Annotated in this window: 10 protein-coding genes (1 of these 10 cut by a window edge); 4 read left to right on the top strand and 6 right to left on the bottom strand. The window is 70.9% G+C overall.

What is annotated here, in order from left to right; all coding sequences use genetic code 11:
* Positions 1-3: 3 nt before the first annotated feature.
* Complete coding sequence (locus HEP81_RS33165) at positions 4-705, top strand: alpha/beta fold hydrolase (RefSeq protein WP_037660971.1); 702 nt, start codon at positions 4-6, stop codon at positions 703-705.
* Positions 706-800: 95 nt separating this feature from the next.
* Here HEP81_RS33165 and HEP81_RS33160 read toward each other — a convergent pair whose 3' ends face one another.
* Positions 801-1,847 (bottom strand): NADPH:quinone reductase, encoded by a 1,047-nt coding sequence (locus HEP81_RS33160; protein WP_037660969.1) that lies wholly within the window; start codon positions 1,845-1,847, stop codon positions 801-803.
* Positions 1,848-1,959: 112 nt separating this feature from the next.
* Positions 1,960-2,937: an LLM class F420-dependent oxidoreductase gene (locus tag HEP81_RS33155; RefSeq protein WP_037660967.1), complete on the bottom strand. Its 978-nt coding sequence runs from the start codon at positions 2,935-2,937 to the stop codon at positions 1,960-1,962.
* 225 nt (positions 2,938-3,162) lie between these two features.
* On the opposite strand from HEP81_RS33155, the gene HEP81_RS33150 reads away from it, so the two are divergent.
* The 3 genes from HEP81_RS33150 to HEP81_RS33140 all read left to right on the top strand — a co-directional run bounded on the left by HEP81_RS33150 (position 3,163) and on the right by HEP81_RS33140 (position 6,645).
* Positions 3,163-4,368: a cytochrome P450 gene (locus tag HEP81_RS33150; protein ID WP_037660965.1), complete on the top strand. Its 1,206-nt coding sequence runs from the start codon at positions 3,163-3,165 to the stop codon at positions 4,366-4,368.
* Positions 4,369-4,422: 54 nt separating this feature from the next.
* Entirely contained in the window at positions 4,423-5,781 is a 1,359-nt protein-coding gene (locus tag HEP81_RS33145) for an MFS transporter (RefSeq protein WP_051850494.1), read from the top strand.
* A gap of 147 nt (positions 5,782-5,928) precedes the next feature.
* Positions 5,929-6,645, top strand: a complete 717-nt coding sequence (locus HEP81_RS33140; RefSeq protein WP_037660963.1) for a methyltransferase domain-containing protein — start codon at positions 5,929-5,931, stop codon at positions 6,643-6,645.
* Between the two features lie 15 nt (positions 6,646-6,660).
* Here HEP81_RS33140 and HEP81_RS33135 read toward each other — a convergent pair whose 3' ends face one another.
* The 4 genes from HEP81_RS33135 to HEP81_RS33120 all read right to left on the bottom strand — a co-directional run.
* A complete protein-coding gene (locus HEP81_RS33135; protein WP_037660959.1) occupies positions 6,661-7,443 on the bottom strand; it encodes a thioesterase II family protein in 783 nt (260 codons plus the stop codon).
* A gap of 49 nt (positions 7,444-7,492) precedes the next feature.
* The gene (locus HEP81_RS33130; RefSeq protein WP_037660953.1) at positions 7,493-8,719 is read right to left on the bottom strand and encodes an MFS transporter; all 1,227 of its coding nucleotides are present in this window, start codon (positions 8,717-8,719) and stop codon (positions 7,493-7,495) included.
* Between the two features lie 60 nt (positions 8,720-8,779).
* Positions 8,780-9,580, bottom strand: a complete 801-nt coding sequence (locus tag HEP81_RS33125) for an AfsR/SARP family transcriptional regulator (RefSeq protein WP_051850493.1) — start codon at positions 9,578-9,580, stop codon at positions 8,780-8,782.
* Positions 9,581-9,657: 77 nt separating this feature from the next.
* On the bottom strand, positions 9,658-22,886 hold the 3' portion of the coding sequence (locus HEP81_RS33120) for an amino acid adenylation domain-containing protein (protein WP_190276056.1). 490 nt of this gene lie beyond the right edge of the window; only the last 13,229 of its 13,719 coding nucleotides appear in the window; its start codon lies beyond the right edge, outside the window; the stop codon is at positions 9,658-9,660.

The raw sequence follows: 22,886 nt of genomic DNA, 5'->3' as shown, positions 1-22,886 counted from the left end.
TCGATGGCACAGCTGCACATCGAACAGTGGGGCGACGGTGACCGCATCGCCGTCCTGGTGCACGGCATCACCGCCGACACGAACAGCTGGTGGCGTACGGCACCGGAACTGGTCCGGCGGGGCTATCGCGTCGTCGCGGTCGATCTGCCGGGCCACGGCCGCAGTCCGCGCTGGGACGCGTACGGCCTCGACACGATGACGGACGCGATCGCCGAGGCCCTGCCCGAGCGGCCCGATCTGGCCCTGGGTCACTCGCTGGGCGCCCTGCTGCTGGCCGGTGCGCTCGACCGGCTGCGGCCGCGGCGCGTGGTCCATGTGGATCCGGCGTGGGCGGCGCCGCCCGACGACGCGACGGCCAAGGCGATGACGGACGCGCTGCGCGTCCAGAAGGACTGGAGCGAGGAGCGGATCCAGGCCTCGCTGGCGCGCTGGGAACCGCGGGCGCGGGAGCACAAGTCGACCGCGCTGCGCCGCTGGGACCCGGCGACGCTCGACGCGTTCGACGGCTTCGGCGGCTACGATCCGCCGGCCCCGCAGGTGCCCTCCCTGATCGTCCTCGCCGACCCGAGTCACAACGTCCCGCCGCCGTGGGCCCGGAAGTTGAGCGAGCGGGGCTTCACCGTGCGGACGGTGCCGGACACCGGGCACGTCGTGCACAACGAGGACTTCGCCGGCTTCTGGGCGGTGCTGGAGGAGTGGCTCTGACCGCCTGACGCGAGAGCGGAAGCAGAAGCGGGGCGCCGGGATTTCGGCGCCCCGCTTCTCGCGTGTGCGGGCGCGCGTGCGACCGCGTGTGCGGGTCAGAACTCCCCGACGTCCACGAGGACCCGCCCGATCGTGCCGTCCTGCACGGCCCGTTGGGCCTCGGCCGTCTTCTCCAGCGGGTAGCGGTGCAGCGGCAGCCCGGCCGCCTCCCCCACCCGCAGGGCACCGGTCTCGACGGCCGCGGTGAGGTCGGCCACCGCCTGGGCCTTGGCCTTCGGCGGGACGGCGTACACCAGCAGGCCCTGCCAGCGGGTGCCCGCGATGAACTGGTCGAAGACCGGCAGGGTGAGGGTGTTGCCGCCGTCGTTGGAGTAGTAGACGACCGTGCCGCCGAAGGCGAGCACCGCCTGGTCCAGCTCCGCGTTGACCGCGGGCGCGACCTCGACCACCAGGTCCACCCCCCGGGGTGCGACGGCCCGGATCGCGGAGGCGGCGTCCTCGGCGCGGTAGTCGACCACGTGCTCGGCACCGGCGGCGCGGGCCAGCCGGGCCTTCTCCGGGCTGCTGACGGTGGTGATCACCGTGGCACCGGACCAACGGGCCAGCTGGATCGCCGCGTTGCCCACGGCGCCCGCGCCGCCCGCCACCAGGACCGTACGGCCGGCCCAGGTGCCGGGGCCCAGCCGGTCGGGTCCGCTGCCGGGCAGGGTGAGGGCGCGGTGGGCGGTGAAGCCGGGGATGCCCAGGCAGGCGCCGAGGTCGTAGGAGGCATGGTCGGGCAGCGGCACGGCCTGGGGCGCGGGCAGCACGACGTACTCCTGCGCGGTGCCGTCGGGGCGCATCCAGGCGGCCTCCCAGATCCAGACCCGGCGGCCCAGCAGCCCCGCGTCGACGCCCTCGCCTACGGCGTCGAGCAGACCGGCGCCGTCCTGGTGGGGGACCTGCGGGGCGGGCAGCGCCTGGCCGGGGGCCGCGCCCTTCCAGTCGGTCGGGCCGCCGCCGCGTGCCTTCCAGTCGGTCGGGTTGACGCCCGAGACCCGGACCCGGACCCGGACCTCGCCGGGCCCCGGTTCGGGTATCGGCCGTTCGACCAGTTCCAGTACGTCCGGGCCGCCCCGGTGGTTGTATGCGATCGCCTTCATGGCTGTCGGGGCCGCCGGGCCGCGCCCGACGCCCCTCCCCCTCTCCGTGTCGTTCTCGGTCGAAATCTCCGCATAGCGGGCTTTTACCGCGCCTTTTTGGACTTTTGGTGCGTCACCGGGCGGGCGCGAGGGCGCGCAGCGCGGTCAGCACCCCCTGCGGGCCGGTGCCCGTCTCGGGCGCGGGCAGCAGATGGAGGAACGGTGTGTCGATGCCGGCCGCGACGAAGCGGGCGATGTGCGCACGGCACTCCTCCGGGTCCCCGTGGATGAGCAGGTCGTCCACCAGCTCGTCCGGTACGGCGGCGGCCGCGCGCTCCGGGTCGCCCTCGGCCCAGGCCCGCCAGCTGGCGTCGAGGACGTCCGCCCGGCCGAGCCAGGCGTGGAAGGCGGCATACGTCCGCGCGTTGAGGATGCCCGCCAGCATCCGGCGGCCGAGCCGGCGCGCGTACGTCCGGTCGCGGGTCGGGCACACGTACAGGCGGGCGACGAGTTCCCGGTCCGGGCGTTCGGGCCCCAGCGCGGCCGCCACCACGGGGACGTCCCGGACCGCGAGGAAGTTGGTGATCGCCCCGTCGGACTCGCGGGCCGCGAGCCGCAGCATGCCGGGCCGCAGGGCGCCGATCATCACCTTGGGCCGGGGCGCGGGCGGTCGCGGCAGCCGGAATCCGTCGATGGTGAAGCTGTCGAAGCGGCCCCGTACCGTACGCCCGTCGAAGGCCGCGCGCAGAAAGCGTGCCGTGTCCCGCACCCGCCGGTACGGCTCGGCGGAGGAGATGCCGTTGATCCGGTCGACGAACGGCGGTCCCGAGGAGCCGATACCGACGACCACGTCCCCGCGCGCGGCCTCCGCCAGGGTGGCCGCGGTCATGGCGAGCAGCGCCGGTCCTCTGGTGAACGCGGGCACCACCGCCGTGCCCAGGCGCATCCCGGGCGCCCAGGCGGCGGCGAGGGCCAGCGGGGTGAACCCGTCGTGCCCCGCCGCCTCGCCCGTCCACAGGTCGGTGTAGCCCAGGCCGGGCAGTTCGCGCAGCACGGGCGCGTGGTCGGACAGGGGGACGCCGGGCAGCGGAAGGTTGACCCCGTAACGCACGATGACGGGCCTCTGGATCGCCGGGGACGGATGGTCACGATGAGCCTAGTGAGCGCGCCGCGCCCGGTGACCTGGCCGCGGGGCGGGGAAGCGGCCCGTCCGCCGGTACGGCCCGACGGCGGGCCATCCCCGTCCCAGACCCGAAGACCGGCCCGGCCGGGCGCCCGCAGACTGGGGGCAACCGACGGGGTGCCCGCAGGGACGCCCGACAAAGGGGGAGTCTCCATGAGCAGCAGTGCGCAGGACCCGACCGCCTTCCCGTTCCCGCCCGGCCCGCTGGGCGAGCCGCCCACCGAGCTGTCCGGGCTGCGGTCCGCGTGCCCGGTCAGCCGGGTGACGCTGCCCAGCGGCGACGAGGCGTGGGTGGTGAGCGGCTACGACGAGGTGGTCACGGCGCTGACGGACCGCAGGCTGTCCCGGGCCGCGCTGCGCGCACCGGGCGCGCCCCGGATGGTGAAGGGCCCGGACTTCGGCGACAACCCGTACAGCATCTTCAACCTGGACGGCGCCGACCACGCCCGGCTGCGCCGGCTGATCGCGGGCGCCTTCGCTCCGCGCCGGGCCGAGGAACTGCGGGCCCGGGTGCAGGAGATCACGGACGAGCTGATCGACCGGGTGGCGGCGCTGCCCCAACCGGTCGACATCTACCACGAGTTCTGCACCGTGCTGCCGATCTGGGTGGTCTGCGAGATCGTCGGGGCGCCGCTGGCGGACCGCGACCGGATCAAGACCTGGACCGAGACGCTGATGAGCGTCGGAGCCAATGAGCAGCGGCTGGCCACGCGTGAGGCGATGACCGCGTACGTCCGGGAGCTGGTGGCCGCGCGGCGGGCCGAGCCCCGGGACGATCTGCTCAGCGCCCTGGTCCAGGCCCGGGACGCCGACGACCGGCTGTCCGAGGCCGAACTGACCTGGCTGGGAGCGGAGTTGCTGCTGGCGGGCCATGACACCACGGTGAACACCATTGGCCGGGGAATCTTCCAGCTGCTGCGGCACCGGGACCAGTGGGAGCTGCTCACCGCCCGCCCGGACGAGCTGACCGAGCCCGCCGTGGAGGAGGTCTTCCGGTACGCCCCGCCGTCCGATGTCGGCCTGCTGCGCGTGGCGTTGGAGGATGTGGAGCTGGCGGGCACCTCGATCGGCAAGGGCGAGGGGGTCATTCCGCTGATGCACGCCTCCTCGCGTGACGAGCGGCAGTTCGCGCAGCCGGAGCGGTTCGACATCACCCGCGCGGACAACCGCCATCTGGTGTTCGGCTACGGCCCCCACCACTGCCCCGGCGCGGGTGTGGCGCGCATGGAACTCCAGGTCGCCTTCGGCACGTTGGCGCGCAGGCTGCCCGGTCTGCGGCTCGCGGTCGACCCGGAGGAGGTCAAGTGGATCGGTGGCCACATCACGCTGCGCACCGAGGGGCTTCCGGTCACTTTCTGAAGCCCCGCGCCGATTCACGGGACGCCACCGTCGCCCGGATGATCAGGTAGGAACGTGCCCACCGCCTCCCGCCCCCTGGCCCTCACTGTCCTGCTCGCCTCCACGTTCATCCAGTTGCTGGACACGACGATCGTCAATGTCGCCGCGCCCGCCATCGGCGCCGACCTGGACGCGGGCAGCGGCCGGCTGGTCCTCGTCTCGGCCGTCTACACCGCCGCTCTCGCCGCGACACTGCTGCCGGCCGGGCGGTTCGGCCACCGGCACGGTCCCCGGCGGGTGTTCGCCGTCGGTGTCGCGCTGTTCACGCTGGCCTCGGCGGGCTGCGGTCTTGCGCCGACGGTCGACGTGCTCATCGGCATGCGGCTGGTGCAGGGCATCGGCGCCGGGGTGATGGTCCCGCAGGCCCTGTTCGCGATCTCCGCCCTGTGGCAGGGTCCGGCCCACCGCCGCGCTCTCGGCTGGTACGGCGCGACGATGGGCCTGGCCTCGGTGCTCGGACCGGTGCTGGGCGCGCTGCTCAGCGAGTCGGACGTGGCGGGCATCGGCTGGCGGGCGATCTTCGCGGTCAACGTCCCGGTCGGTGCCGCGGTGCTGCTGGCCCTCCCCCGCTGTGTGCCGGTGCTCGCACGCGATCCGGAGCAGCGGGTGGGCTGGTCGACCGCGGCGGGGCTGGCCGCCGGGGTGCTGGGCCTCGTGCTGGCGATCTCGCTGGCCCGCACCGTCGGGGGCGTCCTGCCCTGGCTGTGCGGGGCGATCGGCGCCGCGGTGGTGGTGTGCGCCCTTGTGCTCCAGGGGCGCAACGGGCGGCCCGTGACCCTGCCGCTGGGGCTGTGGCGCGGGCCGCGCTTTCGTGCGGGGAGCGCGACGGCGGCGGCGTTCTTCCTCGCGGTCACCCCGTTCTTCTTCCTGTTCAGCCAGTGGCTCCAGACGGTCCGGGGGCTCAGCCCGCTGCGCGCCGGGCTGCTCCAGATCCCCTGGGCGGTGGGCGCGATCGCCGGTTCCACCCTCGCGGGGCGCCGGGCCCGCTCCCCCCGGCACAGTGTGTACGCCGCCGCGCTGGTCGCGGCGAGCCTGCTCGTGGTCGCCGTACTGCTTCCCCGGGTCCCGCCCATCGCGCTGAGCCCCGCGCTGTTCGCGGCGGGGGTCGGCTACGGCGCCTTCGTGGCCCGGGTGTTCGCCGACACTCTCGACGGAATCCGGCCGGACCTGCGGGGGGCGGCCTCCGGTGCCCTGCCCGCGATCCAGCAGCTGTCCGGGTCGCTGGGCCTGAGCTGCGCGGGCCTGGTCTTCTTCCCGGCCGGACGGCTCGCGGGCACGGTGTACGCGTACAGCCTGCCGTTACTGTGCCTCGCGGTGCTCGCGTCCCTGGCGCTGGTGCGCACCCACACCCGTACCGAGAGCGTGCTTGTCTAGCCGCGCCGACGCACGGACCACCGTTTTCCAGCGTGCGAACACCCGCCCGTTCGGCCGAAATCATTCGGTGCCGGCGTTCACCTCGGCCATGTCTCCCCCGTCCGTGCTGTCATGAGCCGGGACGAACTGCGGGGGGAAGGAACCCAGATGACGGAACGCACCAGCTACGAGCGATCTCTCGAACGAAGCCGCGCGGCTTCGAGTCGGCCGGATCGTCCGGACACCTTCACCATGGCGGGCCTCGAATGGGACCTGCTCGCCGATGTCTTCGCGCCGCCGTTCTCCAGGACGACCGAGACGGCGATGGACATCCTGGGCCTGACTGGCACCGAGGCGCCCCTGCTGCGGCCCGGCGGGTCCTTCCTGGAGGTCGGCTCGGGCACCGGGATCATCGCGGTCATGGCCGCGCTGCGGGGCGCCGCCCGGGTGGTGGCCACGGACATCAACGCGCGCGCCGTGGAGAACACCCGCCGCAACGCCGGGCGCCATGGTGTCGGCGACCGGCTGCGGGCCGTACACAGCGACCTGTTCGCCGCGCTCGACGCCGACGACCGTTTCGACTGCGTGTACTGGCACTCCAACTTCGTGCTGGCCCCGGACGACTACCGCTACCGCGGCGACCACGAGCGCGCCTACGTCGACACCGGCTACCGCGCCCATGAGCGCTATCTGGTGGAGGCCCCTCTGCGGCTCACGTCCGGCGGCAGGGCCCTCCTCCAGTTCAGCGACCGCGGCGACCTCCCCCGTCTGACCGCCCTGGCCACGGCCCACGACCGCCGGCTGAAGGTGCTGCGCCGGCACAGCTTCCCGGAGGGAACGGAGACGCTGGAACACATCCTGCTGGAGATCCAGGTGGCGACCTGACGTCCCTCAGGTGGCTCAGCTTCCCTGCCGTACCGCCGAGTCGGCGCGTATGTCGCGCAGCCGCGCGGACAGGTCGGCCAGCACCGACGCCTCGGACTCGGCGAGGTAGAAGTGTCCGCCGGGAAACACCTTGAGGCTCGACGCGCCGGTCGAGGCCCGCGACCAGGCGTGTGCCTCGGGGACGGTGACGTCCGGGTCGCGGTCCCCGACGTAGATCGCCAGCGGGCTCCTGACGGTGCGGCCGGGCCGGGGCGTGTGGTTCCTGATCACCCGCAGGTCCGCGCGGAGCGCAGGGAGCAGCAGCGGGCGAAGGTCCTCGTTGTCGTACACCGCCGCGTTGGCGTGGTCCAGGGACCTGGCGAACGCGACGACCGACTCGTCGTCGTCCTCGGGCAGTTCGCGCCCGCCGGTGCCGGGGCCGCCGCGCCCGGACACCACGACCAGGTCGGGGCCCCGGCCGTGGCGCCGCTCCAGCAGCAGCGCGACCTCGAAGGCGAGGGCCGCGCCCATGCTGTGCCCGAACAGCACCAGTCCGCGATCGAGCAGCGGCGCGAGGTCCGCGGAGATCGCCGCGGCCATCGCGTCCATGTCCGCCATGAACGGCTCGGTGATCCGGTCCTCCCGGCCGGGGTAGCGGACCGCGAGCAGTTCCACATCGGCGGGCAGCCCCCGGCGCCAGCCGCTGAAGCCGCTGGCGGCACCCCCGGCGTGCGGGAAGCAGACGAGATGCTGCCGGGGCCCGGCGGCCGTGCCGAACCGCCGCAGCCAGGTCGCGGTGCCGGGGGTGTTCAGGATCATGGGTTGTGCTCCAGTGGTGGGTGCGCGGGGAGATCACGGTCGGGTCGGTTCACTGTGTGCCGGACATACCCGCCGGCGCCGGGACCAGGGGCCGCCGCCGCTGTTCGGGGCGGGTGGCCAGATACAGCGCGCCGACGGCGAGAACGGCCACGCTGAGGTAGACGAGGTACCGGTAGGGCAGTACGTCGATCAGCATGACGCCGACGAAAATCCCGATGCCCTGCATACCGGTCATCACGAAGTTCGCCGCGCCGGTCACCCGGCCCAGCAGTTCGTTCGCGGTGTACAGCTGGAACGCGGTCATGGAGCTGACCACGACCGGCGCCAGGCCCAGCCCGACGACCGCCGCGGCGGCGAGCACCACCGCCGTGTTGGGGACGGCCACGAACACGCCGGCCACCGCGCACAGCGCGAGACCGGCCGCGGCGGTCCGGCCGGGCCCCGCGCGTTTGATGATGGCCGGTGCGAGCAGTCCGCCGCCCAGTCCGGTCAGGCTCATGACGGTGACCAGCGTGCCCACCCAGGTCGCGGGCTTTCCGAGGCCTACCGTCACCACGGCGATGCCGAGCGTCTCGTAGAAGCCCATCGCGAAGAAGGCGAGCGCCAGGGCGAAGGACAGCTGCCGCAGCAGTGCCGTGGTCAGCAAGTACCGGAAGCCTGCGCCGACATGGCGGGTCCAGCGCTCCCGCTGCGCTTCCCGTACCGGCTTCGGATCCTCGATCCGCACCAGCGACCAGCACAGTACGGACACCCCGAAGGTGGCCGCGTCGACGATCGCCAGGACATGCCCGCCCCAGCCCGCCAGGACCCCCAGTCCGATCCCGGGGGTGATCAGCCGGGCGCCCTGGTTCAGTGCCTGGCTGAGTCCGATGGCCGTGCTGACGAGTTCGGCGGGCATCAGCTGCTCCCGCAGGGCCGCGAACGCCCCCGAGGTGATCGCGGCACTGCACCCGTACAGGAACATCATCAGATAGATCAGCCAGACCTGGCCGGGGCCGTCCACCGTGACCAGGGTCAGCATCAGCAGCGCGGTGACCGCCTCGGTGACCATCAGCAGCCGCTTGCGCCGGAACCGGTCCACGAGCACACCGGTCAGGGGCGAGAGCATGGTCCCCACGGTCAGGCAGAGGATGACGACGCCGGCCCGTGCCGTCGATCCGGTCAGCTCCTTGACCCAGATGGAGGCGGCGAGCCAGAAGGCGTTGTCGCCGATCATGGTCACGGTATTGCCCAGAATGCAGATACGCAGATTGCGCAGCCGAAAGAGTTCGCGCATGAATGTCCAGTTCCTCGGGGTGGGCCGGCTCCGGCTCTCAGGGGTTCGCGATACGCCGGATCACGCGATCGACCGCATCGGGCTCTGCGGTCTGATCGACAGCACATCGATGCTCCGCGACAGGATCGCCTGCTGAAGTCCGCGCAGCCGATGGCTCGGGGCGAGCCCGGACTGCTCGCTCAGCGCATTGCGAATCGACATGTACGCCTGCAACGCCTCACCGGGCCGTCCCGTGTTGTACAGGGCGACCATCAGGAATTCATGGACCCGCTCACGGGAGGGATACTCCCCCGCCAACGCGTACAGCTCCCCGACGAGTTCCGCGTCCCGCCCCATCATCAATTCGAGTTCGATCGACTTCTCGTACGACGCGATGTACAGCTCGTCCAGGCGCCGTGCCGCCGCCGTCAGCCGCGGTGTGCACCGCACATCGGCCAGGGCCCGCCCGCGCCATCGCCGCAACGCCGTGCGCAGCAGCCGCGCGGAGCCTTCCGTGTCCCCCGCCGCCTCCAGCCGCCCGGCCTCGTCGCGTTCCTGCTCGAACCGGTGCAGATCACTGCCGTGCCCGGCCAGTTCGAACACATACCCCGGCGGGCGGGTGAGGATGGAGGACTGCTCGGTGCGCGAGCCCCCCTCGCCCAGAATCTTCCGGATGTTGGAGATGTACACCTGGAGCGCCGTCGTCGCGGTCCGGGGCGGGAATCCGCCCCAGATCTCCTCGATCAGCTGATGGGTGGACATCGTGCGGTTGGGCCGCACCAGGAAATTCGCCAGCAGTATCTTCAGCTTCAGGGCGCCGGGCGCGCAGGACCTGCCGTCGCTGTCGACCAGCGACAACGGCCCCAGTATTCCGAACTCCATATCTCTGCTCCCCGTGTGGACCATGCATGACTACTGATGTGCTGTGTTGCGGTCCCCCGACCGCGGTGCTCGCGCGTTCAGTCCTCACCCCGCAGTGCGGCCGCGACGACCGGCACGATGGACGAGAGCGAACCGGGACTCATCATCGCGTCGTGCTCGTACGGCACCGTGTGCCGCACGACTCCGCCACCGGCGTACGGCAGCCACTTGTCCGCCGCCGTGCCGTCATCGCGCCCGGCCGGGTCGGCCGCGAAGTACAGCACCCGCGCGGCGCTGCGGCGGGGCGTGAACGCGCCGAGGATCCGCTCGTTGTTCCGGGCCGCCTCGACCAGCGCGTCGATCCGTGCCTCGTCGCCCTCACGCCAGTCGGCCCGGGCGCCCCGCAGGAATTCGATCACGTCCGCGCGGACGAGTCGACCGGCGCCGGTGTCCGTGCCGAACGCGTCCCCGACCACGTCACCGGCCTTGTACCCGAGGCTCTGCAACAGCGTCTCCAGCGTCTCGTGCTCCACGACCGAACCATCGGGCCCGACCGCGTACGTCGCCCCCGCGTCGACCAGCGCGAGCAGCGACACCCGCTCGCCCTGCTCTTCGAGCTGCACCGCCATCTCGTGCGCGACGTTCCCGCCGAACGACCAGCCGAGCAGCCGGTACGGCCCGGACGGCTGCACCTCGCGGATCCGCGCCACATAGTCGGCGGCCATCTCCGCCACGCTCTCGGGCCGCCGCTGCGGTTCCAGCAGGCCCCGGCCCTGGAGACCGTAGACCGGGATGTCCGGCCCGAGCCGGTCCGCCAGGCCCTCGTACGCCCAGGCGAGCGAGCCCAGGGGGTGTACGCAGAACAGCGGTGCCGCGGTCCCGGTGGTCCTCAGCGGCAGCAGCACCCTGAAGGAGTCGTCCGGGTCGGCGGTGTCGAGCCGTTCCACCAGCCCGGCCACGGTCGGCGCGTCGAACAGGGCGCGGATGCCCAACTCGACGTCCAGGACGCTGCGGACGCGGCTGATCAGTCGGGTGGCCAGCAGTGAGTGGCCGCCGAGTGCGAAGAAGTTGTCGTCGATGGTGACCTGTTCGACGTCCAGCGCTTCGGCGAACAGCTCGCACAGCTGCTTCTCCCGGGCCGTGCGCGGGGCGCGGCCGGTGGCGTTCGCGGTGAACTCGGGTGCGGGCAGGGCCCGTCGGTCGAGTTTTCCGTTCGGGGTCAGCGGGAGCGCGTCGAGCACCATGACGGTGGCGGGGACCATGTACTCCGGGAGCGCCGCCGCCGCGTGGGCCCGCAGGGCTTGCGGGTCGAGTACGGCTCCGGGGGCGGCGACGACGTATCCGACGAGCCGCTTGTCGCCGGGCCGGTCCTCCCGTACGACGGCCGCGGCCCGCGCGATGCCGGGGTGGGCGGCCAGGGTCGACTCGATCTCGCCCAGCTCGATCCGGAAGCCGCGCACCTTCACCTGGTCGTCGATGCGGCTCAGATACTCCAGCTGTCCGGTCGTGCTCCATCGCACCAGGTCACCGGTGCGGTACATGCGCGCGCCGGGGACGCCGAACGGGTCGGCGACGAAGCGTTCCGCGGTGAGGTCCGGGCGGTCGAGATACCCGCGCGCCAGGCCGTCACCGGCGATGTACAGCTCGCCGGGGACGCCCGCCGGCACCGGGGAGAGGGCCGTGTCCAGGATGTAGACCTGGGTGTTGGCGATCGGGCGGCCGATCGAGGAGACACCGGTGGCGTCCGCGTGGACCTCGGCGGCGGTGGACCAGATGGTGGTCTCCGTCGGCCCGTACAGGTTGGTGACGGCCGCGGTCCGGGAGACGAGGGTCCGGGCCAGCTCGCCCGGCAGGGCCTCGCCGCCCACCAGGGCACGTACCCCGGCGAGTTCGCCCTCGCTGTCGGCGACGACCGCGTGCCACAGGCTCGGTGTGGCCTGCATGACCGTCACCCCGGCGGCGGCGATCAGCGCGCGCAGGGCGAGCGGGTCGCGCACCTGGTCCGGTGCGGCCAGGACGACCGTCGCGCCGTTCAGAAGGGGCAGGTACAGCTCCAGGCCCGCGATGTCGAAGGCGATGGTGGTCACCGCGAGCAGCCGGTCCCCGGTCCGGAGCGCGAACCGCTCCTGCATCGAGGTCAGGAAGTTGACCAGGGCCCGGTGTTCGATCACCACGCCCTTCGGACGACCGGTCGATCCCGAGGTGAAGATCGCGTACGCCGGTGTGCCCGCGTTCAAGGCACCCGGACGTTCGTCGTCGCGCAGCCCGTGCGCCGCCTTCGCGCCGACGATCCGCTGGGTGGCGGGGTCGTCGAGGACGATACGTGGGGTCTCCTTCGGCAGGGCGTGCTGTGCGCCGTATCCCGTGATGACGGCCATGGGGTGGGCGTCTTCGAGGATGGCGGCGATGCGGTCGGCGGGGTAGTCCGGGTCGATGGGGACGTAGGCCGCCCCCGTCTTCAGCACTGCCAGGAGTGCCACCACCAGCTCGGCGGAACGGGGCAGGGCGACCGCGACGAACCGCTCCGGCCCGGCTCCCTGCTCGATCAGCAGCCGGGCCAACCGGTTCGTACGGTCGTCGAGGTCGCGGTAGGTCAGCTCGATGCCGTCGGACATCAGCGCCGTGGCGTCCGGCGTCCGCGCGACCTGTGCCTCGAACAGTGCCGGAAGGGCCGAGTTCGGGGTGTCCCGGGTGGTGTCGTTCCAGCGGGTGAGGACCTGGTTCAGGTGAGTGTCGTCGAGGACGGGGAGGGTGTGCAGGGGCGTCCCGGGGGCATCGTCCAGGGCCTGGACCAGTCGGCCGGTCGCGGTGTCCATCAACGACAGGACGAGGTCGGGGTCGATCGGGTCGACGCACTGGACTGTGAAGACGAACCCGTCGCCGGTGTCGTCGACGGACACCGTCAGCGGGTAGTTGGTCCGCTCCTGCGCGAACAGGACCTCGATCCCCTCCACTTCCATGCCCGCGTCCGTCGCGCCCGCGCTGTGCCGGTAGTTGAACAGCGCCGTGAAGAGCGGCGCTTCCGCCGCGACGCCACTCATGCGCTGGGCGAGGGCGAGCGGGGCGTGCTCATGGACCAGGAGTTCGGCCAGGTCACCCTGCATGGAACGCACCGCGTCGAGCACCCCACCACGACCGGTGTCGAGTCGGACCGGCAGCGTGTTGATGAACAGCCCGGGGATACGGTCCGCTCCCGCGCCGGCCTGCATACGCCCGAACAGCACGGTGCCGAAGACGACATCCTCACGGCCCGCGACCGCCGCGACCACCCAGGCGAACATCACATGCAGGACCGTCGCCGCACTCACCCCCAGACGACGAGCCGCCTCACGCACCGCTGCGGCCGTCGCCTCGCTGACGGCGGCACGGGACTCGGCGACCGCCGTGCCGTCCCCGCGCACATCCACGATGCCGAACGGGGCGGTGGGTTCCGTGACATCGCCGAGGAGGTCGGTGAAGAACGCCTCGTGCTCGGCGACCGGGATCCCGAGCCTCGCCTGTGCGACGAAGTTCCGGAACGGCAGCGGCGTCGGGAGCTCGGCCGCGCGTCCTGTGAGGAACGCCTGGACCTCCGCGAAGAGGACGTCCACCGCGGTGTGGTCCTGGATGAGGTGATGCACCTGTACGAGGGCCACCCAGCGGGTCGTGCCGGGCACCTCGGCCACGGTGACATGGACCAACGGGGCCGTGGTGATGTCCATCAGCGATCCGCGGACCGCCAGCAGACCGTCCGCCACACCCTGTACGTCCCCATCGGGGATCTGCCCCAACTCGACTTCTCGGAAGAGTATTTCGGCGTGCCGGCAGACGACCTGGACGGGCTCCCGCAACCCCTCCCACAGCACGGCGGTGCGCAGGATGTCGTGCCGGTCCACCACCTTCTGGAGAACCCCGGCGAACTCGTCCAGCCGCTCCCGGGAGTCAAAGCCCAGGGCCATCGGCAGTACGTAGGCGTCCTCGCCCGAGGAGGCGCTCATCAGGTGGTGGAAGAGGATGCCCTCCTGGAGCGGCGCCAGGGGGTAGACGTCCGCGATGTTCCCCGCGCCGCCCGGTACTTGGGCGACCACCCGGTCGATCTCGTCCTGCGACAGACCCGCCAGGGGGACCATCTCCGGCGTGATCGCCTGCGCGCCTTCCACGATCCCGTTCTCGGGGACCGTCACGGAGCCACCGGACGCGCCGCCATCGGTCGAGTCCAGGCCCGTCGCGAGCCCGGCCACCGACGGGGTCACGAACAACGACCGCACGGGAACCGAGAGGCCACGCTCACGCAGCCGCTCCACCAAGGACACCGCGAGCAGCGAATGCCCGCCCAGTTCAAAGAAGTTGTCGTCGATGGAGACGCGCTCGACACCCAGCACCTCGGCGAAGACCTGGCACAGGATCTCCTCCTGCGGGGTCCGGGGGGCGCGGCCTTCCGAGTCGGCGGTGAACTCGGGCGCGGGCAGCGCACGCCGGTCCAGCTTCCCGTTCGGCGTCAACGGCAGCGCGTCGAGGACGAGGACGGCGGACGGGACCATGTACTCCGGCACCGATTCCGCCGTATGCGCCCGGAGCGCCTGCGGATCGAGTACGGCTCCGGGGGCGGGGACGACGTACCCGACCAGACGCTTGTCACCGGGCCGGTCCTCCCGCACGATCACCGCAACCTGCGCGATGCCGGGGTGCGCGGCAAGGACGGACTCGATCTCGCCCAGCTCGATCCGGAAACCACGGACCTTCACCTGGTCATCGACCCGGCCGAGGTATTCGATCTCGCCGTCGGTGTTCCAGCGGACGAGGTCACCGGTGCGGTACATACGGGAGCCGGGAGCCCCGTAGGGGTCGGCGACGAAACGCTCGGCGGTGAGATCCGGGCGGTTGAGATACCCGCGCGCCAGGCCGTCGCCCGCGACGTACAGCTCACCCGCGACACCGACCGGGACCGGGCACAGGCCCGCGTCCAGGACATAGGTGGAGACATTGTCGATCGGCCGGCCGATCGGCGGGGTGGTGTCCACGCCCGAACCGGCATCAGCATGCCAGTACGTCGTGTACACCGTCGCCTCGGTCGGACCGTAGATGTTCGCGACCCGGGCTCCGGGCATGGCCGCCTGGATGTCCCGCACAGTGTGCGCGGCCAGCGCCTCACCGGCCAGGGCAACCGCACTCGGCCGAGCATCACCCAGCGAACCGGCCAGCAGATGGGAGAACGCCGACGGCACACCGCTGACCAGGCTCCCGGCCAGCGCCTCGGGCTCCAGATCGGCCAGGGACAGCAGGTCCTGGACGACCTCGATGCTCCCACCGGCCACCAGCGGGCTGAAGATCTCGAAGACCGAGACATCGAAGTTCAGCGACGTCGAGGCCACAACCCGCGCCAGCTTCCCGAACTCGAACCTGCGATCCGCCCACGCCAGCAGATTGACGACCGACCGGTGCTCGACCACCACACCCTTGGGACGACCCGTCGAACCCGAAGTGAAGATCACGTAGGCCGGTGCGCCCGCGTGCAAGGGGGCTCGACGCTCGTCGTCGCACAGGTCTTCCGCCGCCCGCACGCCGAGGGCCTGCTGGGTGGCCGGGTCGTCCAGGAGGATCCGGGCGGTGCCGGAGGGCAGCTCGACTCCGCTGTCCCCGACCGTGATCACGGCCATCGGGTCGGCGTCGTCAAGGATGTAGGCGATGCGGTCGGCGGGGTAGTCCGGGTCGATCGGGACGTAGGCGGCGCCGGTCTTGAGCACCGCCAGCAGCGTGATCACCAGATCGGCGGAACGGGGCAGGGCGACGGCGACGAACCGCTCCGGACCCGCGCCGCCCTCGATCAGCAGCCGGGCCATGCGGTTCGCCCGCTCGTTCACCTCGCGGTACGACAGCTCGACACCGTCGCATACGACCGCCACGGCGTCCGGCGTCCGCGCCACCTGCGCCTCGAACAGCACCGGCAGGACCGCGCCGGGGGTGGCCCGGTGGGTGTCGTTCCAGCCCTTGAGGACTTGGTCCAGCTCGATGTCTTCGAGGATGCGGGCCCGACTGACCGGCCGCTGCGGGTCCGCCAGAACCTGCTCCAGGAGGCGTGTCAGCCAGCCCGCCATCCGCTCGATGGTGGAACGGTCGAACACATCCGTGGCGAACTCGATCCCACCCGAGATCCCGGCCGGCTCACCCGCTCCGGTGAAGGACTCGGCCAGGTTGAACGACAGATCGAACTTCGCCGCACCCGTCCCACCAGGACCCGCCTCCACCTCAAGACCCGGCATCACCAGATCGGAAACGGGCGCGTTCTGGAACGCCAACGCCACCTGGAACAGCGGATGCCGGCCCATGGACCTAGCCGGGTTCAGCACCTCCACCAACCGCTCGAACGGCACGTCCTGCGCCCCGAACGCCCGCAGATCCGTCTCCCGAACCCGCTCGACCAGATCCGCGAACGACGGATCACCCGACACATCCGTCCGCAACACCAGCGTGTTCACGAAGAACCCGACAAGGTCATCCAGCGCCTCGTCCAACCGACCCGCCACCGGCGAACCGATCGGAATGTCCTCACCCGCACCCAACCGCGACAACAGAGCCGCCACCGCAGCCTGCATCACCATGAAGACACTCGCCCCACGCTCCCGCGCAAGACCCAGCACCCCACGATGCACCCGCTCATCGAACGCCAACTCCACAACGTCACCCGCATGCGAAGCCACCAGCGGACGCGCCCGGTCAAACGGCAACGCCAATTCCTGTGGAATCCCGGCGAGTTCATCCCTCCAGAACTCCACCTGCGCGGCGCCCGTGCTCTCAGGATCGTCCTCGTCTCCGAGCAACTCCCGCTGCCACAGGGTGTAATCCGCGTACTGCACCGGCAACGGCTCCCAACCAGGCGCCGAACCCTCACACCGCGCCGCATACGCGACCGCCAGATCCCGCGCGAGCGGGCCCAGCGACCAACCATCACCCGCGATGTGATGCACCACCGCGACCAACACCGACTCACCCGGGGCAACCTCGAACAGCCAGGCCCGGAGCGGGATTTCGGTCTCCAGGTCGAACGCGTAGGCCGACACCGACTCAACGTCCGCCGAGATCCGCTCGCGGTCGCTCTTTCGAAGTTCCACGGCGGCAGCGGCTTCCTCGACGCCGAGCACCCGCTGATACGGCTGCCCGTCCGCCTCCCCGAACACCGTCCGCAAACTCTCGTGCCGACCCACAACATCGGTGAACGCAGCATCCAGCGCTGCGACATCGAGCGCGCCCCGCAGTCGTACGACGAGCGGGATGTTGTACGTCGCACTCGGCCCTTCCAGCCGGCCCAGGAACCACAACCGGCGCTGAGCAAACGACACCGGAACCAACTCCGGACGCTCAACCGCCCTCAGAACAGCCCTGCCCGCACCAGCACCCGCAAGCCGCTCCGCCAACCCCGCCACCGACGGAGCCTCGAACAAGGCACGAATACCCAACTCCACACCCAGCACCGACCGGACACGACTCACCAGCCGCGTCGCCAGCAGCGAATGCCCGCCCAGCTCAAAGAAGTTGTCATCGATGGACACCCGCTCGACGCCCAACACCTCGGCGAAGACCTGGCACAGGATCTCCTCCTGCGGGGTCCGGGGGGCACGACCCTCCGAGTCGGCCGTGAGCTCCGGCGCGGGCAGCGCACGCCGGTCCAGCTTCCCGTTCGGCGTCAACGGCAGCGCGTCGAGTACGAGAACCGAAGACGGGACCATGTACTCCGGCACCGACTGCGCGGCGTACGCCCTCAGCTCGCCGGGATCCACCACGGATCCAGCCGCAGGGACGACATAGCCGACAAGCCGCTTGTCACCGGGACGGTCCTCCCGCACGATCACCGCAACCTGCGCGATGCCGGGGTGCGCGGCAAGGACGGACTCGATCTCACCCAGCTCGATCCGGAAGCCCCGAACCTTCACCTGGTCATCGACCCGGCCCAGATACTCCATCTCCCCATCGGCGTTCCAGCGGACCAGGTCACCGGTCCGGTACATCCGGGAGCCCGGCACACCGAACGGATCGGCGACGAAACGCTCCGCCGTCAGACCCGGACGGTTCAGATAACCACGCGCCAGACCGGCACCCGCCACATACAACTCACCCGCCACACCAACCGGCACCGGGCACAGACCCGCGTCCAGGACATACACCCGGGTGTTCCACGAAGGCCGCCCGACCGGCACCGCACCCACCGCAGCCTCCACACCAGGCAGAAGCCGATACGCCACACAACCGACCGTCGCCTCGGTCGGACCGTACTCATTGATCACCACCGCCGTCGGATGCGCACGCCGCCACCGCCCCAGCTGCTCACCCGTCAACTGCTCACCACCCACGACCAGATCACCCGACGGCGAGAACACCCCCGGCAGAGCGTCCAGCAACGCGATATGACTCGGCGTGACCTTCGCGAACGTCAACGGCGCCCCCGCCAACACCGCCTCGACAGCCGGACTCTCCTCCAGCTCCGCCACCACCACACGCCCACCACTGACCAACGGCGCGAACAACACCGTCACCGTCAGATCGAACGACACCGGCGAATGCAACAACGCATTCCCCCGCACCCCCGGATACGTCTCAACCGCCCACCACACATAATCGACAACCGACCGATGCTCGACCACCACACCCTTCGGCCGCCCCGTCGAACCCGACGTATAGATCACGTACGCCGGAGCATCGGCACCCAGCGGCGCGAGACGATCCGCATCGGCGACGTTCTCGTGGCTCATGGCGGCCAATCGGGCCGCCATGTCCGGTTCATCCAGCAGGACTTGGGGCGCGTCCTTAGGCAGAACCGCCTGTGCGCCAAAGCCGGTGATCACGCACATCGGGTCGGCGTCGGCGAGGATGTACGCGATGCGGTCGGCCGGGTAGTCCGGGTCGATCGGCACATACGCCGCCCCCGCCTTCAGCACCGCGAACAACGCCACGACCAGCTCGGCGGAACGCGGCAGGGCCACCGCGACGAACCGCTCCGGACCGGCACCCTGTTCCACCAGCACCCGCGCCAACCGGTTCGCCCGCGCATTCAGCTCCCGGTACGACAACTCCACGCCCTCGAAGACGACCGCCCCGGCGTCCGGAGTCCGCGCCACCTGCTCCTCGAACAGCGCTGGCAGGAGCGTGCCCGGGATCTCCCGGCGTGTGTCGTTCCAGCTGGCGAGCACCAGGTCCAGGTGGCTCTGGTCGAGGATCGGCAGGGTGTGGAGGGCGGTGCCGGGGGCTTCGTCCAGGGCCTGGACCAGCCGACGCGTGGCGGTGTTCATGAGGGACAGGACGAGATCGGGGTCGATCGGGTCGACGCACTGGACGGTGAAGGCGAACCCGTCGCCGGTGTCGTCCACCGAGACCGCCAGCGGATAGTTGGTCCGTTCCTGGGCGAAGAGGATCTCGATCCCCTCGACCTCCATGCCCGCGTCCGTCTCACCGGCGCTGTGCCGGTAGTTGAACAGCGCGGTGAACAGCGGTGCCTCGGCCGAGACCCCGCTCATTCGCTGCGCCAGGGCAAGTGGGGCGTGCTCATGGACCAGCAGCTCGGCCAGGTCGCCCTGCATCGAGTTGACCGCGTCGAGCACGCCGGCGCGGCCGGTGTCGAGGCGGACGGGCAGGGTGTTGATGAACAGCCCGGGGATGCGGTCCGCTCCCGCGCCGGCCTGCATCCGCCCGAACAGCACGGTGCCGAACACCACGTCCTCGCGGCCCGCGACGGCCGCGACCACCCGGGCGAACATCACATGCAGGACCGTCGCCGCGCTCACGCCCAGACCCCGCGCCACCTCGCGCAGCCGCTGGGCCGTCTCGTCGCCGACCTCCGCACGGGACTCCGCGACTGCGGTACCGTCCCCGCGCACATCCACGATCCCGAACGGCGCTGTCGGCTCGGCCACGTCACCCAGCAGCCGGCCGAAGAACTCCTCGTGTTCGGCCACCGGGATCCCGAGCCTCGCCTGTGCGACGAAGTTCCGGAACGGCAGCGGCGCCGCCAGCTCCCCCTCACGGCCCTCCAGGAAGGCCTGGACCTCGGCGAAGAGGACGTCCACCGCCGTGTGGTCCTGGATGAGGTGATGCACCTGCACCAGCGCCACCCACCGGCTCGTGCCGGGCACCGACGCGACGGTGAGATGCACCAGCGGTGCCACGGTGACATCCATCAGCGACCCGCACGTCGCGAGCAGCCCGTCCACCACGCCCTGCACATCGCCGTCCGCGATCTGCTTCAACGCGGCTTCACGGACGGGGATTTCGGCGCGCCGGTACACGACCTGGACCGGCTCCCGCAGGCCCTCCCAGAGCACAGCGGTGCGCAGGATGTCGTGCCGGTCCACCACCTTCTGGAGGACGGCGACGAACTCGTCCAGCCGAGAGCGGGAATCGAAGCCCAACGCCATCGGAAGGACGTAGGCGTCCTCGCCCGAGGAGGCGCTCATCAGGTGGTGGAAGAGGATGCCCTCCTGGAGCGGCGCCAGCGGGTACACGTCCGCCACGTTCCCGACGCCACCAGGAACCCCGGCGACCACCCGCCCGATCTCCTCCGATGACAGACCCGCCAGCGGCACCATTTCCGGCGTGATCACTTCCACGCCCTCGACGATCCCGTTCTCGGGGACCGTCACGGTCCCGCCGGAGCCACCGGTGTCCGTGGACTCCAGGCCGGCCGCGAGCCCGGCCACCGACGGCGTCATGAACAAGGACCGCACCGGCACCGAGAGGCCACGCTCACGCAGACGCTCGACCAAGGACACCGCGAGCAGCGAATGCCCGCCCAGCTCGAAGAAGTTGTCGTCAATGGAGACGCGCTCGACACCCAGCACCTCGGCGAAGACCTGGCACAGGATCTCCTCCTGCTCGGTGCGCGGCGCACGACCACTTGTACCGGCGGCGAACTCCGGAGCGGGCAACGCCCGTCGGTCCAGCTTCCCGTTCGGGGTCAGCGGCAGCGCGTCCAGGACCATCACCGCGGCCGGGACCATGTAGTCCGGCACCGACTCCGCGACATACGCCCGCAACTCGGCCGGATCCACGACAGAACCAGCCGCGGCGACGGCGTAACCGACAAGCCGCTTGTCACCGGGACGATCCTCACGCACGATCACCGCCGCCTGCGCAACCTCCGGATGCCCGGCCAGAACGGACTCGATCTCACCCAGCTCGATCCGGAAGCCACGGACCTTCACTTGGTCGTCGATGCGACCCAGGTACTCCAACTGACCTTCCGCACTCCACCGCACCAGATCACCGGTCCGGTACATCCGCGAGCCCGACACCCCGAACGGATCGGCGACAAACCGCTCCGCCGTAAGCCCGGCACGGTTCAGGTAACCGCGCGCCAGACCGGCACCCGCTACATACAGCTCACCCGCGACACCCACCGGGACAGGGCACAGACCCGAATCCAGAACGTACAGGCGCAGATCCGGGATCCCCTCACCGATACCACTCCCCGCACCGGTAACGCACTTCTCCGCGTCCAGAGGCAGATGGGTGACGTGCACCGTGGTCTCGGTGATCCCGTACATGTTCACCAGCGTCGGACCACTCTCACCCCGCCGCTCGTACCACGACGCCAGCCGACCCAGATCCAGCGCCTCACCACCGAACACCACATACCGCAGCGCCAGTCCGTCACCCACCGCCGGATCGTCCCGGTCCGCCTGCATCAACTGGTAGAAGGCAGACGGCGTCTGGTTCAACACCGTCACACCCTCACGCACCAACAAACCCAGGAACTCACCCGCCGAACGACTCACCTCGAACGGCACCACCACCAACCGACCACCGTGCAGCAGCGGACCCCACAACTCCCACACCGAGAAGTCGAACGCATAAGAGTGGAACAACGTCCACACATCCTGCGACCCGAACCCGAACCACGACTCCGTCGCACCGAACAACCGCACCACCGAACGATGTTCGACCACCACACCCTTCGGCCGCCCCGTCGAACCCGACGTGTAGATCACATACGCCGGGCTGCCCGCATGCAGCGGTGCGAGTCGCTCGGAGTCGGTGAGGTCGCCGGACGCCTGCGCTTCGAGGGCCTGTCGTGTGGTGGGGTCGTCCAGGAGGATCCGGGTGGTGCCGGCCGGTACTTCGACCCCGGCGCTCTCGACCGTGACGACGGCCATGGGGCGGGCGTCTTCGAGGATGTAGGCGATGCGATCGGCCGGGTAGTCCGGGTCGATCGGCACATACGCGGCGCCGGACTTGAGCACCGCCAGGAGTGCGATCACCAGCTCGGCGGAACGAGGCAGGGCGACCGCGACGAACCGCTCCGGACCCGCACCCTGCTCCACCAGCAACCGCGCCAGCCGGTTCGCCCGCTCATTCACCTCCCCATAACTCAGCTTCAGATCCTCGAACACGACCGCCACGGCGTCCGACGTCCGCGCCACCTGCTCCTCGAACAACACCGGCAGCACCCCGACCGGAACCTCCCGGCCGCCGGCGTTGCCCTCGCCGGGATCGCCGAGAACCTGGCGCAGCTCGGTGTCATCGAGAATGCGCGCCCGGCTGACCGGCCGCTCCGGGTCCGCGAGGACCTGCTCCAGCAGGCGCGTCAGCCAGCCCGTCATCCGCTCGATCGTGGAACGGTCGAACACATCGGTGGCGAACTCGATCCCACCCGAGATCCCGGCCGGCTCACCGGTTCCGGTGAAGGACTCCGACAGGTTGAAGGACAGATCGAACTTCGCCGCGCCCGTACCGGCCGGCTCGATCGCCACGTCCAGGCCCGGCATGACGAGATCCGACGCGGGGGCGTTCTGGAACGCCAACGCCACCTGGAACAGCGGGTGCCGGCCCATGGAACGAGCCGGGTTCAGCGCCTCCACCAGCCGCTCGAACGGCACATCCTGCGCCCCGAACGCCCGCAGATCCGTCACCCGGACCCGCTCCACCAACTCCATGAACGACGGGTCGCCCGAGACGTCCGTGCGCAGCACCAGCGTGTTCACGAAGAAGCCGACGAGATCGTCGAGGGCCTCGTCCAGGCGGCCCGCGACCGGCGTACCGATGGGGATGTCGCCGCCCGCGCCGACGCGGGACAGCAGGGCCGCCACCGCGGCCTGCATCACCATGAAGACACTCGCCCCGCGCTCCCGCGCGAGGCTCACCACTCCACGGTGTATCCGTGCGTCGAACGCCAACTCCACGACATCACCCGCGTGCGTTCCCACCAGCGGACGCGACCGATCGAACGGCAGCGGCAACTCTTCGGGAATGCCCGCGAGTTCGGACCGCCAGAACTCCACCTGTGAAGCGCCCGTGCTCTCCGGGTCGTCATCGTCCCCCAGCAACTCCCGCTGCCACAGGGTGTAGTCCGCGTACTGCACCG

Source organism: Streptomyces griseofuscus, assembly GCF_014673495.1.
In the GTDB taxonomy this organism is placed as follows: Bacteria; Actinomycetota; Actinomycetes; order Streptomycetales; family Streptomycetaceae; genus Streptomyces; species Streptomyces murinus.
Note: the sequence above shows the minus strand (reverse complement) of the source record. Positions and strands in the feature narration are given on the sequence as shown.

Excerpts from the sequence above, each read along its gene's own strand:
- HEP81_RS33165 (WP_037660971.1), top strand. The coding sequence starts at position 4 with ATGGCACAGCTGCACATCGAACAGTGGGGCGACGGTGACCGCATCGCC.
- HEP81_RS33160 (WP_037660969.1), bottom strand. The coding sequence starts at position 1,847 with ATGAAGGCGATCGCATACAACCACCGGGGCGGCCCGGACGTACTGGAA.
- HEP81_RS33150 (WP_037660965.1), top strand. The coding sequence starts at position 3,163 with ATGAGCAGCAGTGCGCAGGACCCGACCGCCTTCCCGTTCCCGCCCGGC.
- HEP81_RS33140 (WP_037660963.1), top strand. The coding sequence starts at position 5,929 with ATGACGGAACGCACCAGCTACGAGCGATCTCTCGAACGAAGCCGCGCG.
- HEP81_RS33135 (WP_037660959.1), bottom strand. The coding sequence starts at position 7,443 with ATGATCCTGAACACCCCCGGCACCGCGACCTGGCTGCGGCGGTTCGGC.
- HEP81_RS33130 (WP_037660953.1), bottom strand. The coding sequence starts at position 8,719 with ATGCGCGAACTCTTTCGGCTGCGCAATCTGCGTATCTGCATTCTGGGC.
- HEP81_RS33125 (WP_051850493.1), bottom strand. The coding sequence starts at position 9,580 with ATGGAGTTCGGAATACTGGGGCCGTTGTCGCTGGTCGACAGCGACGGC.